The organism is Azospirillum sp. TSO22-1, from assembly GCF_003116015.1.
Taxonomy (GTDB): domain Bacteria; phylum Pseudomonadota; class Alphaproteobacteria; order Azospirillales; family Azospirillaceae; genus Azospirillum.
Map to the genome: position 1 here is coordinate 22849 of NZ_LGQZ01000024.1, position 14299 is coordinate 37147.

Consider the following 14299-nt stretch of genomic DNA (forward strand, 5'->3'; position numbering starts at 1 on the left):
GCGATGCTGAACGATGACGATGTCCGCCTTCTGGTCACGCCGCGACCGCAGCCGATGGAAGGCCCGCTCGGCTACTTGCTGAGGGCTGCGGACGCCAACGGCTATCCAAAGCTTCAGTGGCTCGCCCGATTGGCCGGGCTGCACCACATCGACCCCTTTGAGCCGCCCCCCGATGGAAAGCTCGAGGCCGTGCTGAACCTGCCCACCGGCAGCCTCGACCACCTGTTCTATCCAACGCTACCGGACAAGCAGGGAGGCACCCGCGTCCGCTTCGGCGCCGGCAATGTCCGCCGCTCGGCCATCGGTGTGAAGCGCTCGCCGGTGTGCCCCCATTGCTTGGCGGAGGCAGGCTACGCCCGCATGGCATGGGATCTCTCGGTGATCCCCGTGTGCCCGCGGCACGGCAGCCGTCTCCTCGACATGTGCCCGGATTGCGGGAAGCCGTTCACGTGGTCCCGGGCAAAGCTTTGCACCTGCTCCTGTGGCCGAGATCTGCGTACGCTATCCGCACCGCGAGCCGGGGACGCGGCCGTCGCACTGGGCAACGCCGTGCTGAAGAAGGCCGGGCTGAGCGACTGCGATGTCGAGGCTCTCCCATTTCCTCCCGAGTTCGATGCCATGGGGCTCGCCGAAGCGGTGGACTTGGTCACCTTCCTCGGCGCTTGGGCCGTCGGTCGTGGTATCGGAACCGGGCGCCGGCTGGTGGCGCACCTGGGCCATTCAGCCCGCCACACCATGCTCGATTCCGCCGCCCGTGTGTTGGCGGAGTGGCCTGAAGGCTTCTATGCGCTTCTGGACAATGTTCGAGCCAACACCGGCGAGAAGGCGACCCGCACGGGCCTTCAGAACGAGTTCGGCTCGTTCGTACCGACGCTCTACCATCCCGATTTCCTGGTGTTCGAGAACACGCCCGGGCTGATAGCGCCAGCGCAGTTTGTTCGCACGGCGTTCGAGACCTACATCGAAAAGCACTGGACCGGCGGCTTCGTCCGTCGTGGGAACACACGATTGGTCCGTGGTGACGTCATGGAACCGCAGCACCTCCCGTTGACGGAGGCCGCGCGCCAACTCGGCATGCATCCCTCCGTGGTTCGCCGGTTCATCGACTCGGGCCACTTGGCCGCGGTATCGCGACCGATGAACAAAAGGTGCCTCATCCTGGTGGATCGCGACAGCCTTGCCGCCTTTCACGTCACCAGCGCTGATCTGCTGGATCTCCAGGGCGCTCTTGGCGTCGCGGGCTTGTCCAAGGCCCCGTTCCTCAACCTCGTGAAGGCCGGGCTGGTACGAGCCGCCCGAGGACCGGCCGCCGATGGTTCGCACATCTGGCAATTTCGGAAGCGTGAGATCGAGCGCTTCCTCTCGCGGGTCTTCTCGCATGTGTCTGCGAATGACGAGACCGATCGCGGCGTCTCGTTTGAGGATGCTTTGAGGAGTGTTACGTGGCACGGCTTCAAGGTTGGTGACCTCGTCTCCGAGGTGCTTGCTGGGAACCTCCCCATTCTTCGCCTGAATCCCTCGGAGCGGGGTTTGGCCCAGTGCTGCTTTGCCCAGCCCGATCTCGATACGCTGATCTCCCGCCGCCGCCCGCCGAGGGCCGGTTCGGTGACCATTCCCGAGGCGGCGAAGATGCTGGGGCTGAACGGCGAGGCGACCTACGACCTGGTGGACCGGAACCTGCTGCGAACGGCCGCGGCAGCCACGCAGGGCAGGGCGCACCTCCTGGTTCCCCTTGATGCCATCGAGGAGTTTCGTGGCACCTATATCGGGGCGGCCGAACTGGCCAAGGAGCTGGGAAGTTCCCCCCGTTACGTTGTCGCCGCGCTGGAGGACCTGCACATCATGCCGATCACCGGGCCTAGGATCGACCAAGGACGGCAATACTTCTATCTGCGCGGCCAGATCGATGCTGAAGTTCGGACTCTGCTTTCCAGCGTGGTCACCGCATCGCTGGATGCGGCGTCCGCAACCAAGTCTCCGTGGAGAGACGGAACGAGGAGTGCTGCGGTCATCTAAAAATAACTGAGCGTTGTGTGCTGTGTGGCATGTCTATGGTGAAATAGCGTCGTTTCGGAGGTCGATGATGAGTTCGTGGAACTTCCGTTTGATCCGCTGGGCCTGCGGCACGGTCGCATTGCATGAAGCGTACTACAACGATGATGGCAAGGTGACAGCCGTTACCCTGGAGCCGATCAGTTTCCTGGCAGGTGGCGGGGATGAGGCAGACGAAGCTGCCGCAGAGGAGATCCGCCGCGAGCTGCGCCATGCGGTCGAAGACGCAACACGGCTCCCTATTCTCGATTGTACGGAGATCCCTGGCTGCACCGGGCATCGGCTAACAAGAACCGAGGCTAAACACCAGGGGGCGGATATTCAGGGTGGATCCCGTGGTGTCGATACTCCTGAATGGGAGCAACCGAGCGTCTTCATTCTTCGCGTCGGTGAAGATGGGCTCAAGGCCGCTTTTGCGGATTTCGTCGACGTCTGGAAGCGGAGCGAGCGAGGTGAGCGCATAGTGCCCTCAGTTGGTGTATCCTATCCGAGTTGGGATGGCCTTGAGCAAGCCTTGCGCGACGCCGGACTTGAATCTGCGGAGCATGCCATCATCGCCTTACAGGCTTTGGCTGGCGAAGCTATCCGACCTGAGGGCGTCGATGTTGAGCGTTGGCCGCCGTCTACGCTGCGCAAGTTGCTGTCCGACATGCCGCCGCGAGACCCCGGAACCTCGATAGGAATTGAGCCTCACGATTTGGTGGGCCGAGCGCGGTACTGGGCGCATATTGCCGCAGCGGAGACTCCGGATGACGAGACGGCACCGGCGGATACTCTCTGGTGGGCGCTCGGAGAGGAGATCGAGCGGCTGAGGCGAGAGTGTGCCGAGGCTTACCAAGTGATCGGTGCGCTTGCCGCGACCGTTGGCGCCAGCGGAATGCCTGATCTGGTAAAAGTCCTCGACAACTTAGCGGCCGCCTCTAACGGCAAGCCACGGCAACATTCAGACGTTCTGCCATTCGTTGTTCCTTCTAAAAATCACTGAATCATGATCTTAGACGGCCACTTGTTCGGGGTATAATTTGCATCGGCGTCGGCATGCCGAACCGGATTATCAAGAAATGAGGGAAGAGGCTGCGCTATTCTTTGATTATCCTTTCCAGGAATGGCAAAATATGCTGAAATATCAAAGCTTCGCGTAATGTTTCTCGTGCGCGATCAGTCTCAAGAATTTCATGGCGGCAGGTGCCGGAAGGTCTCTTGACGCGGCTACTTCCTTGAACCGCTCTCGTCCTGGCCATCGTCTTTTGGGCAATATGATCGACCGGTTTGTCTCCCAGCACGTTAGCCAGATCTTTCAAGTGCAAGTTGCGTGACGGGGGCGCCTCCGGTGCTTTCGACGCGCACGGCTATCTGGTTACGAACATCGATGTTCTGGCGGCAGTAGGCGGTGATCGCAACAGCGTGGCGCGGTACTGGCTCACCTCCGGGCGAAGGGCGGGACACGATCATGTTTAAAGCACGGCTTTCAGAGCTCGCCGCAGCCTGCATCATTGCCGTCGAGGCCAAACTCGTTGAATTCTGAAATTGTGCTTTAATGAGCGTGTTGAAGGAGGTGATATCGTATTGGATCACGAAAGCGGCCTTTCTTATTGTGGGCTTTTATTATTACAATCTCGCCTTATGACAACTTTGTGTCTCGGTTTATTGGTCTAGGCCGAGCCAAAAAACCTGGAAAGCTGTGCGTGCTGGTCTCATTTTAGGGGTCACACCACAGTTGTGGTGTGACCCCTAAAGTGAGGCTTGGGTCGCATAAAATGAGAACGGGCGGGGCCGGAAGGCTCCGCCCATTTTCTTTTCATCGCGGGATGTGCGTGGGCAGTATCCCGGCGCATAAGGAGGGTGGCATCGGTCAACACCTCCTGCACAAGTCAGATGGTGTCCACCCAGCCGGGGCACCTGCAGTTCAGGCCGGCGGTCTGGAGCACATCTCTACGACGATGCGCAGGAACAGGCTGATGTCGAGCGGCTTGGCGAGGTAGTGCAGGAAGCCCGCCTCCAACCCCCGGCGGATGACGCTGGGGTTGACGTTGGCAGACAGGGCGATGACCGGGATGTGGCTGGTTCTGGGGTCGGCCTTGAGCCGGCCCAAGGCCTCAATGCCGTTCATGCCGGGCAGGTTGACGTCGAGCACGATGACGTCGGGCTGGGTCGTCGCCGCCACCTCGATGCCGATCTCTGCGGTGGGCGCCGAGGCCAGGGTGAAGTCGGGCAACTCGGTCACCAGGTCGCGCATGAGCTGGAGGTTAACCGGATTGTCCTCCACATAGAGCAGCCTGCGCGGGGCGCCGGCCGCGGCTACGCGCAGCGCATCGCGCGCATTGTCCTCGACCACCTCCGGCGGGGCGGCCAAGGGATCCTGGCTGGCGGGCACCTCCACCCAGAAGGTGGTGCCGCGCCCCACCTCGGTCTCGAAACCGATGCGACCGTCCATGGCTTCCACCATGCGCTTGGTGATGGTCAGGCCAACGCCGGTGCCCTCGATTTCGGTGGTTTCTGCGCCCAGGCGGTTGAACGGCTGGAAGATCTGGGAGTGTTTCTCAGGCGGGATGCCCGGGCCGTCATCGGTGACCACGAAGCGCACCGAGCCCCCGCTACCCGCTTCCGCGACCAAGTGAACGGTGCCGCCGGCGCGATTGTACTTCACCGCGTTGGAGGTCAGATTGAGCAGCACCTGCTTCAAGCGCATGTAGTCCGCGCGCACCCGCCCGGCCACGTTGTCGGCCACCTTCCAGTCCCGGACGGCCGTGTTGCCGCGCGTGGTGAAGGCGCGGGTCAGTTCCAGCACCTCGGCCATCAGCGCCTTGGTTTCAATGGGTTCGACCGACAGCGTCAGCACGCCGCTCTCGATGCGGGCCAGGTCGAGCACCTCGTTGATCAGGCTGAGCAGGTGGTTGCCGCCCTTCATGATCTGCTGAACGCGGAAGCGCTGCTTGTCGTCGAGCGGCGCCGAGATGGCGCTGTCCAGGATCTGGGCGAAACCCAGGATGGCGTTCAGGGGCGTGCGCAGTTCGTGGCTCATGGACGACAGGAAGTCGGACTTGGCCCGATTGGCGCTTTCAGCGGCCTCCTTGGCGACGCGCAGTTCGTCTTGATGGCGCTCCAGCCTGGCCAGGGCGTCGCGCAGCGACCGGGTGCGCTCGAGCACCCGCTCCTCCAACTCGTCGTGGGCGCGCTGCAGCTCTTCCTCGGCGCGCTTGCGCTCGACCACCTCGGCTGCCAGGGTGGTGTTGATACGGCCCAGTTCCTCGCCCTGCAAGCGCAACTCTTCGTTGGCGATGCCCATGCTGGCGATCATGTTGGTGACGAGGGTGAAGAAGCCCATCATCAGCCGGACCCGGTCTTCCGATAGAACCGGAACCCGCTTCAGGGCTGCAAGATAGTCCTCGTCACGGAAGCCGAATTGGCGGGCCTGGGCCAGGAAAGCCTCGGCGTCGGGCTGTTCGAAGAAGAACTGCCCGGTGAAGAAGTTGCCGACATGCTGGCCCCCGACGACGATCGGCATGGCGGCGTCGACCAGGCCGTTGCGGCATTTGTAGACTTTGTAGGGCTGGCCCTGATCGAGGCTGGCCGCCAACTCGGTGTCGCTTTCGTGGCACCGGGACGCGGTGCCGGGATGGACGCGGTGGAAGCGCGTGCAGATATCCTGCCAACCGGTGGCGACGAGGATGTTTCCCTCGAGATCGAGGATAGCGGTCACGGCACCAGTCAGGGCGGTAAATTCTTCGCAAAGCCTTTGCAGGTGGGCGACCGGTAGAAATTCCGACAATTTCACGGCATCCGCTCCAGCTTAGAGGGCGGGCAAAGGGTCCCCGTATTCACACCGCGGCAAGATAACACCATCGGCCGATACTTCCCAGATAATCAGGGTAATCGGGAGGAGCCCATTCTATTCCATGCCAGATTGTAATTGCTCAGGAGGCTGGCCGGCGATGAGTGCGGTCGGGATCGGACCGGGTTGGAGGCGCCTCCAACGGGACATTGCGTGGTGGGCTTGGATATCATTTCGCAGCGCCCGGTCAGGGACGCAGGAGGACCGTTCGGGGGTCCGGAAGCCGGTCTAAAAGAACCCCGGCGGGTGCTGCGCCTCGCGCAGCTGTGCCTGCACGGCCATGCGGACAGCGGCGTTGGCGGCGCCGAACTGCTGGTAGCCGCGGCGCTGCACCAGCTCGAAGAAGAAGCGGTCCTCGAAGCTGTCGGTGTAGGCGTGTGTGAACTCGCCCTGGTCGTCGCGGTCGAACAGCAGGTCGCGCGCCTTCAGCTCCGCCACGTGCGCGTCGTCCAGCAGGTGGCGGGCGGCGAGGTCGTCGTAGTAGTTGGCTGGCACCGGCAGCAACGGCGCGCCCGCCCCGGCCGCGGCCGCGACGGTGCCGGCGATGTCGGACGTTGCGAACGCCACATGGTGCACCCCCGCCCCGGCCGAGGCGGTGACGAAGCGGCCGGTCGCCGTCCGCCGGCTTTCCGAGATGTTCAGCGGCAGCCGCACGCTGCGGTCCGCGCTGACCATGGCGCGGCTGCGGATCAGGCCGTAGGGGTCCGGCAGCTCCCACAGCTGCTCCGGCACCAAGCCGAACAGCGCGCGGTAGAACAGCACGAAGCTGTCCATGCGCCCGTGCGGCAGCGCCAGCGCCACGTGGTCGATGGTGTCGATGCCGCTCCCCTCCCCCACGCCGTCGATGAGGTGGAAATCATCCTCCCAGATGGTGTGCGGCGCGGCGTCGGTCTGCACGAGGTAGACCAGCGTGCCGTCCGGCGCCCGAACCGCCGGGATGCGCCGCTCGCCCTCGCCGGTGTGCTCCTGGTAGGTGGCGTAGCGCAGAGCCTCGGCGCGGGCGATGGCGCGCTCGGCGTCGTCCACCCGCAGCGCCATGGCGCACACCGACGGCCCGTGCATCTGGAAATGCTCGGACGCGGCGCTGTCCTGTTCGGTGTTGAGCACGAGGTTGGCGCGGCCCTGGCGGTACAGGTCCACCGCCTTGGAGCGGTGCCGGCCGGCGCGATGGAAGCCCAGCGTCTCCAGCAGCGCGGCGAGCGACGCCTTGGCGCGCTGGTCCACCGCGAACTCCAGGAACTCGAAGCCGTCGAAGGTGGGCGGCGGCGGCAGGCCGGCGCCGTAGCCCGCCTCGGCCTCCAGGACGATCAGCGAGCGCAGCCCGTCGGCGGCGGTCTGACGGGCCGGGGCGGCGCGGAACTCGTCGTTGAAGACCTCCAGCGACAGCGGGCCGTCGTAGCCGCCGGCCAGCGCCGCCCGCAGGAAGCCGGTCACCGGCAGCTCGCCCTGGCCGGGGAAGTTGCGGAAGTGCCGGCTCCACGACAGCGCGTCCATGGTCAGCTTCGGCGCGTCGGCGAGCTGCACGAAGAACAGCTTCTCCCCCGGCACCGCGGCGATCCCGGCATGGTCGTCGCCAACGGCCAGCGTGTGGAAGCTGTCGACGATCAGGCCGAGCGCCGGGTGGTCGGCCCGGCGCACGATGTCCCAGGCGCGGCGCCAGCGGTTGACGTGGCGGCCCCAGGCCAGCGCCTCGTAGCCGACGCGCAGGCCGCGCCGGGCCGCGCGCTCCGCCATTTCGGCGAGGTCGGCGGCGGCGCGGGCGTCGTCGTCGATGGCGTGCGGCTGGACGTTGGAGCACACCAGCACGAGGTCGGTGCCGAGCGCCTGCATGATGTCGAACTTCCGCTCGGCCCGGTCGAGGTTGAGCGGGCGGACGGAGTCCGGCATCGCCTCGAAGTCGCGGAACGGCTGGAAGATGGTGATCGCCAGCCCCAGCCCCTCGGCGATGCGCCGGACGTCGGCGGGCGAGCCGTCGAAGGTCAGCAGGTCGTTCTCGAAGATCTCCACCCCGTCGAAGCCGACCGCCGCGGCGGCCTCCAGCTTCTCCGGCAGCGTGCCGCTCAGCGACACCGTGGCGATGGATTTGCGGAACGTCCTCGGCATGGCGGACATGGCGTCTCTCCTCCCTTCGTCTCCTGAGCCTGGCCGTTTGCGGGGCAGGGCGGATTGTTAGGTGGACCATCGTCTCTTGACATGAACGTACCGGTTCGTACATTTTGACGCAAGAGCGACGACGCGCCACCGGAACGCCTCCCATGACCCGCCCGACCGATCAGCCCCTTGGCCCCAGCGTGCTCGCCGGTCTGATCGGATCCGGCATCCAGGCCTCCCTCACCCCGGCGATGCACGAGCGTGAAGGGGCCGAACAGGGGTTGCGGTACGTCTACCGTCTGATCGACCTGGAAGCGCTGACGCTGCCCGCCGAGGTGCTGCCGGAGCTGTTGACCGCGGCGCGGCGGATGGGCTTCGACGGGCTGAACGTCACCTTCCCCTGCAAGCAGGCGATCATCCCGCTGCTCGACGACCTGTCGGACGACGCCCGGGCGCTCGGCGCGGTCAACACGGTGGTCCTGCGCGACGGCCGGGCGGTGGGGCACAACACCGACTGGTGGGGCTTCGCCGAGAGCGTCCGGCGCGGCTTGCCCGACACCCGGCGGCAGCGCGTGGTGCAGCTCGGCGCCGGCGGGGCCGGGGCGGCGGTGGCGCACGCGGCGCTGACGCTGGGCACGGAGCACCTCACGCTGTTCGACCGCGACGCCGGCCGGGCCGAAGCCCTGGCCGCCGACCTCTCGGCGCGCTTCGGCGCCGGGCGGGTGGCGGGTGGCGGCGACCTCGCGGGCGCCATGCGCGCCGCCGACGGGCTGATCCACGCCACGCCCACCGGCATGGCCAAGTTCCCCGGCCTGCCGCTGCCCGCCGAGCTGCTGCACCCGGCGCTGTGGGTGGCGGAGATCGTCTATTTCCCCTTGGAGACCGAACTGCTGCGCGCCGCCCGTGCGCGCGGCTGCCGCACGCTCGACGGCGGCGGCATGGCGGTGTTCCAGGCGGTGCGGGCCTTCCACCTGATCACCGGCCGCGAGCCGGACGCCGGGCGCATGCTGCGGCACTTCGCGGGCATGGTGGGGGGGCGGTAGGCATCCTACCGGTACACCAGCACCGGCACCTTGGACTGCCGCAGCACCTGCGCGGTCTGGCTGCCGACCAGCAGGCTGACCAGCGCCGGGCGCGTGTGCGCGGCCATGACGACCAGGTCGCAGCCGCGCTCGGCCGCCACCCGGACGATCTCCTCGGCGGGGCTGTCGCCGACCACATAAAAGCAGTCGTGCGGCACCCCCTGCCGGGTGGCCTCGTGGCCGGCGCGGTTCAGGTACTCCTGCGCCGTGGCGATGCCGGCGTGCTCGTCGCGCATCGCCTTGTCGATGCCGGCGGCGACGCCGGACTCCATCACCACGTGCAGGATGGTCACCCGCGCCCCGAGGCTCCTGGCCAGCCGCAGCCCACTGCGGGCCGCGGTCTCGCACAGCTCCGACCCGTCGGTCGGCAGGAGGATATGCGTGTACATGCGGGCACCTCCATCAGGCGCGGGCTGGATCACTTGCCGGAGCGGACCTTGGCGATCTCCGCGTAGATCTGCTCGACCAGCGCCGGACCGACGTCCGCCTTGTACTTCTCGACCACCGGCTTGACCTTCTCGCGGAACTGGTCCAGCTCGGCCGGGGCCAGCTCGACCACCTGCACGCCCTTGGCCCGCAGCGAGTCCAGCGCCTCCTTGTCCATCTCGCGGGAGACCTGGCGCTGGTAGGCGGTCGCCTCGGCCGCCGCCTCGCGGAACAGCGTCTGCTCGTCCGGAGTCAGCTTGTCCCAGAAGATCTTGGAGATCAGCAGGGACTGCGGGTTGTAGATGTGGCGGGTGACGGAGAGATGCTTCTGCACCTCGTAGAGCTTGGACAGCTCGATGGTCTTGGAGGGGTTCTCCTGGCCGTCGACGGTGCGGGTCTCCAGCGCCGTGTACAGCTCGGTGAAGGGCAGCGGCACCGGGTTGGCGCCCAGCGCCTTGAACATGTCGATGTAGATCGGCGTCTGGATGACGCGGATCTTCAGCCCGGCGACGTCGTCCGCCTTGGCGACCGGCCGCCGGTTGTTGGTCAGGTTGCGGAAACCGAGATCCCAGTAGGCCAGCCCGACCAGCCCCTTCTCCGGCAGCTTGTCGTGCAGCGCCTTGCCGACCGCGCCGTCCATCAGGGCGTCGGCCTCGCGGGCATCGTTGAACAGGAAGGGCAGGTCGACCGCCGCGAACTCCTTGGCCAGGCTGACCAGGATGCCGGAGTTCATCACCGTCATCTCGATGATGCCGCCCTGCAGCGCCGACAGCGTCTGCACGTCGCCGCCGAGCTGGCCGCCGGGGAAGGTGCGCACCTTGATCCTGCCGCCACTCTTCTCCGCCACGATGTCGGCGAATTTCTGCGCGCCGAGGCCCTGCGGGTGCTCCTTGGCGTTGAGGTAGGAGAAGCGCAGCGTCCGCTCCTTGTAGTCGGCCGCGCCGGCGGTGCCGGCGGCCAGCAGGAGCCCCGGGATCAGCAGTCCGGCCCAGAGCGACCTCAGCCCCTTCGTCATGGTGTCTCCTCCGATGCAAGATTCTTGGTTTTGAACGGGTCAGCGTTTTGAACGGGTCAGCCGGCGAACCACTTTGCCGGGACGGTGACCAGCGACGGAAACAGCACCAGCAGGAACAGCACGGCCAACTGGGCGATCATGAAGGGCATGACGCCCTTGATGATGTCCTCCATGCTGATCTTCGACACCCCGCACACCACGTTGAGCACGGTGCCGACCGGCGGCGTGATCAGCCCGATGGCGTTGTTGATGATGAACAGCACGCCGAAATAGACCGGGTCGATGCCGGCCTGCTTGATGATCGGCATCAGCACCGGGGTGAGGATCAGGATGGTCGGCGTCATGTCCATCGCCGTGCCGATCACCACCACCAGCGCCATGATCGCCAACAGCAGCGTCGTCGGACTGTCCATCAGCGGCTCCAGCACCCCGGTCAGCTCGCCCGGCAGGTCGGCGATGGTGATCAGCCACGACGACACCATCGCCGCCGCCACCAGGAACATGATCACCGCCGTCGTCTTCGCCGCGGTCAGGAACACGTGGTACAGGTCCGCCAACCCCATCTCCCGATAGACGGCCATCGCAACGACCAGCGAGTACACCGCCGCGACCACCGCCGCCTCGGTCGGCGTGAACACGCCGAACTTCAGGCCGAAGATGATGATGCCCGGCAGCACCAGCGCCCACAGCGCGTCCAGGAAGGCGTGCAGCACCTCGCGCGCCGGGCGGCGCGGCGGCGGCGCCACGTTCTCCTGGCGCACCACCCACCACCAGGCGATGCACAGGCTGAACCCGAGCAGGATGCCCGGGAAGATGCCGGCGAGGAACAGCTTGGTGATCGAGACGTTGGCGGCGACGCCGAAGATGATGAAGCCGATGGAGGGCGGGATGATCGGCGCGATGATGCCGGCGGCGGCGATCAAGCCGCCCGAGCGCGCCTTGTCGTGCCCGGCCGCCACCATCATCGGCACCAGCAGCGCCGCCAGCGCCGCCGCGTCGGCCACCGCCGAGCCGGACAGGCTGGCCAGGATCACCGCGGCGAGGATGGCGACGTAGCCGAGGCCGCCCTTGATGTGGCCGACCAGCGCCATGGCGAAGGCGACGATGCGCCGCGACAGCCCGCCGGTGTTCATGATCTCGCCGGCCAGCATGAAGAACGGCACGGCGATGAGGGGAAAGCTGTCGGCGCCGTTGATGACGTTCTGCGCGATCACCTGGGCGTCGAACAGGTCGAGGTGCACCATCAGCGCCGCGCCGCACAGCAGCAGCGCGTAGGCGATCGGCATGCCGATCGCCATGGCGCCCAGCAGCGGCACCAGGAAGACGGCGATGGTCATCGCGCACCTCCGGGAGCACCGCCGGCTTCACCCAGTTCCTCGGACTCGACGACCATGACCAGTTCGTGCTCGGCCAGCCGGCCGGTGAGGAGGCGGACGGTCTCATGGAGGAGGACGGCGCCGGTGGTCAGGCTGAACAGCACGCCGACGCCGTAGAACAGGCCCATGGAGAGGCCGGTGGCCGGCGCGGAGACGCCGAGGTTGATCAGCGTCTGCGTCCAGCTGCCCTTGAGCATGAGGACGGTGACGAAGAGCATGAGGAGGTGGCCGAGGAGCAGGCAGGCCTTCTTGCCGGCGCTGGACAGGCCGCGCACCAGCGTATCGACGCCGAGGTGGGCGTGCTCGCGCAGGCCGACGGCGGCGCCGAGGAAGGTCATCCAGACGAAGAGCAGGCGCGCCAGCTCCTCGGACACCGTGATGCCGCTGTTGAAGCCGTAGCGCAGCACCACGTTGCCGAACACCAGGACGACCATCGCCGCCAGGCACAGCACGATCAGCGCTTTCAGCAGGTTGAAGTAGCCGTCGACGACGGTCTTCATGGTTCCCTCCCAGGTTCGGGCCATGCCGCCCGGCCGGGGAGGGCTGGCCCGAAGGCGTTCGGCTTCTTGACGGCGGGCCGGCGTTGCGGAAAGCTGACCGGCATCGCCGGCTCGGTCGTTTCCGTTGCGGCAAATAATGTACTAACTGGTCCGTCCACGTCAACGCGATTCCGTCCGGTTACGGACTGCTGGCGCAACGAACGATCCCGTCCCGCCGCTGTCCGGTGCACGGGCTTGGAGGTGACGAACCGGTTCGTTTATAGTTCCGCCGGGGATCAACGGGGATGGCGGCGGATGAGCATGGCGGAACAGGACGGGCGCTCCGGAAAGGCTGCCTCCCGCAGGAACGATCCCGAAGGCACGAAGCGGGACATCCTGGCGGTCGCCACGGAGGAGTTCGCGACGCACGGCCTGAGCGGCGCGCGGGTGGACGCCATCGCCGAGCGCACCCGCACCACCAAGCGCATGATCTACTACTACTTCGGCAGCAAGGAAGGCCTGTACATCGCCGTGCTGGAGAAGGCCTACGGCGACATCCGCGCGGTCGAGGCCGACCTGCGCCTCGGCGACGTGTCGCCCGAGCAGGCGATCCGCCGCCTCGTCGAATTCACCTTCGACTACGAGGAGGCGCACCCCAACTTCATCCGCCTGGTCAGCATCGAGAACATCCACCACGCCGAGTACATCCGGCAGTCGGAGACGATCCGGAACCTCAACGTCGCAGTGATCGACACCATCGCCGGCATCCTTCGGCGCGGCCGTGAAGCGGGCGTCTTCCGCACGGAGGTCGAACCGGTCGACCTGCACATGCTGATCAGCTCGTTCTGCTTCTTCCGGGTGTCGAACCGCCACACCTTCGGCACCATCTTCCGCCAGGACCTCGGCGCGCCGGACCTGCGCGAGAAGCACCGCCGGATGATCGGCGACGCGGTCGTCCGCTACCTGACGGGCGACTGAGCGGGCAGCGCTCACGCCGTCAGCATCCCGGCCATGGCTTCGACCGCCAGCCCATAGCCGCGCGCGCCCACGGCCATGACCGAGTAGGGATTTTCCCGCCCGTCCACCGCCCGGGCCTCCAGCGCCCCGTACAGCTCGCCGAAGTTCATGGGAACCGGGTTTCGCCGCACGGCGTTCGGCAGCAATCGCCCCAGAGCTGCCCCATCAGCGGCTCCAGAGCCGGCCTCCCCTTCCATCGCAGCGCATCAGCTGATCCATGCATCCCGTGCGCTCAACGGACTGCAAGCCGGGCCGCCATGTCATCGGCGGGCAGTTGCCGACTGCCGCCATGGCCGGCGAACACCCATTCGAAGCGGTGATCGCACAGCCGTCGCAGCGAGCGCAGTTGCTCCGGCCACGACCACCAGCACACCTCCCGCCATGCCGTGAGGTCGTCGCGCTCGAAGCTCCAGGCCAGGGTGTCGCCGGTGAACAGGCATCGGCCGTCGTACAGGTAGGCGACGCTTCCCTCGGTGTGACCGGGCGCCGGGATCGCCAGCAGGTCGACGTGAACCCGGACCGGCACGATCCCGGCGATGGTGCGGTCGGCGAATGGGGCGGCATCGCGATCGGCCTCGTGGATCCAGACGTGCGCATCGAAGTGGCGGGCGTAGCGTTCAGCATCCCCGATGTCGTCCCGGTGCGTCAGCAGAATGTCCGAGATCCCTCCCCATGCCTCGAGGGGGCCGACGACGGCGCGCGTCCAGCGCGGCGCATCCACCATCAGGTTGCCCGCCGCCCGTCGGATCAGAAAGGAGTGGGTCCCATAGGAGGACCGCGCGTTGTAGCCGAGGCGATGGACGCCGTCGCACATGTGCTCCGGAAAGACAGCCTCGGGAACCTCCTCGTGGCTCTCGGTCCGGACCGAGGCGGTTGGACAGGCGAGCCTCGCCCGCCACGCCTGCATCCGTTCTTCCGGCGTGGCGGGC

At 66.5% G+C, this 14299-nt stretch carries 13 protein-coding genes; 4 read left to right on the forward strand and 9 right to left on the reverse strand.

The features are described 5' to 3' along the window. Window positions 1-3 precede the first annotated feature (3 nt). The gene (locus TSO221_RS07035; RefSeq protein WP_109117771.1) at window positions 4-2016 is read left to right on the forward strand and encodes a TniQ family protein; all 2013 of its coding nucleotides are present in this window, start codon (window positions 4-6) and stop codon (window positions 2014-2016) included. Between the two features lie 67 nt (window positions 2017-2083). Continuing rightward, window positions 2084-3037, forward strand: a complete 954-nt coding sequence (locus tag TSO221_RS34885; protein ID WP_146208731.1) for a hypothetical protein — start codon at window positions 2084-2086, stop codon at window positions 3035-3037. 299 nt (window positions 3038-3336) lie between these two features. On the opposite strand, the gene TSO221_RS34890 is transcribed toward TSO221_RS34885, so the two are convergent. The 3 genes from TSO221_RS34890 to TSO221_RS07045 form a co-directional block, all read right to left on the reverse strand. Next, a complete protein-coding gene (locus TSO221_RS34890; RefSeq protein WP_146208732.1) occupies window positions 3337-3627 on the reverse strand; it encodes a hypothetical protein in 291 nt (96 codons plus the stop codon). Window positions 3628-3958: 331 nt separating this feature from the next. Beyond that, window positions 3959-5827 carry a PocR ligand-binding domain-containing protein gene (locus TSO221_RS07040; protein ID WP_109117772.1) on the reverse strand — a complete coding sequence of 623 codons (1869 nt, stop codon included), beginning with the start codon at window positions 5825-5827 and terminating at the stop codon, window positions 3959-3961. Between the two features lie 285 nt (window positions 5828-6112). Further along, window positions 6113-7996: a sugar phosphate isomerase/epimerase and 4-hydroxyphenylpyruvate domain-containing protein gene (locus TSO221_RS07045; protein WP_109117773.1), complete on the reverse strand. Its 1884-nt coding sequence runs from the start codon at window positions 7994-7996 to the stop codon at window positions 6113-6115. 143 nt (window positions 7997-8139) lie between these two features. Here TSO221_RS07045 and TSO221_RS07050 point away from each other — a divergent pair, with 143 nt between their 5' ends. Further along, window positions 8140-9018: a shikimate dehydrogenase gene (locus TSO221_RS07050; protein WP_109117774.1), complete on the forward strand. Its 879-nt coding sequence runs from the start codon at window positions 8140-8142 to the stop codon at window positions 9016-9018. A 5-nt stretch (window positions 9019-9023) separates the two neighbouring features. On the opposite strand, the gene TSO221_RS07055 is transcribed toward TSO221_RS07050, so the two are convergent. From TSO221_RS07055 to TSO221_RS07070, 4 genes are read right to left on the reverse strand one after another with little or no spacing between them, the layout of a single operon-like run. Next, complete coding sequence (locus TSO221_RS07055) at window positions 9024-9446, reverse strand: universal stress protein (protein ID WP_109117775.1); 423 nt, start codon at window positions 9444-9446, stop codon at window positions 9024-9026. 29 nt (window positions 9447-9475) lie between these two features. Next, window positions 9476-10498, reverse strand: coding sequence for a TRAP transporter substrate-binding protein (locus TSO221_RS07060; RefSeq protein ID WP_109117776.1), 1023 nt, complete (start codon window positions 10496-10498; stop codon window positions 9476-9478). A gap of 56 nt (window positions 10499-10554) precedes the next feature. Beyond that, window positions 10555-11835 carry a TRAP transporter large permease subunit gene (locus TSO221_RS07065; protein ID WP_109117777.1) on the reverse strand — a complete coding sequence of 427 codons (1281 nt, stop codon included), beginning with the start codon at window positions 11833-11835 and terminating at the stop codon, window positions 10555-10557. Next, the gene (locus TSO221_RS07070) at window positions 11832-12374 is read right to left on the reverse strand and encodes a TRAP transporter small permease (protein WP_109117778.1); all 543 of its coding nucleotides are present in this window, start codon (window positions 12372-12374) and stop codon (window positions 11832-11834) included. The genes TSO221_RS07065 and TSO221_RS07070 overlap by 4 nt, the downstream gene beginning before the upstream one ends. Before the next feature lie 294 nt (window positions 12375-12668). Between TSO221_RS07070 and TSO221_RS07075 the strand changes: the two genes are divergently transcribed. After that, window positions 12669-13331, forward strand: coding sequence for a TetR family transcriptional regulator (locus TSO221_RS07075; protein WP_247877945.1), 663 nt, complete (start codon window positions 12669-12671; stop codon window positions 13329-13331). An 11-nt stretch (window positions 13332-13342) separates the two neighbouring features. On the opposite strand, the gene TSO221_RS36790 is transcribed toward TSO221_RS07075, so the two are convergent. Together TSO221_RS36790 and TSO221_RS35295 are read right to left on the reverse strand one after the other, a co-directional pair. Next, on the reverse strand, window positions 13343-13567 hold the full coding sequence (locus TSO221_RS36790) for a hypothetical protein (RefSeq protein ID WP_109117779.1): 225 nt from the start codon (window positions 13565-13567) through the stop codon (window positions 13343-13345). Between the two features lie 35 nt (window positions 13568-13602). Further along, window positions 13603-14299 (reverse strand): MBL fold metallo-hydrolase (locus TSO221_RS35295; protein ID WP_158284017.1); only part of this gene is annotated, 697 nt, incomplete at its 5' end.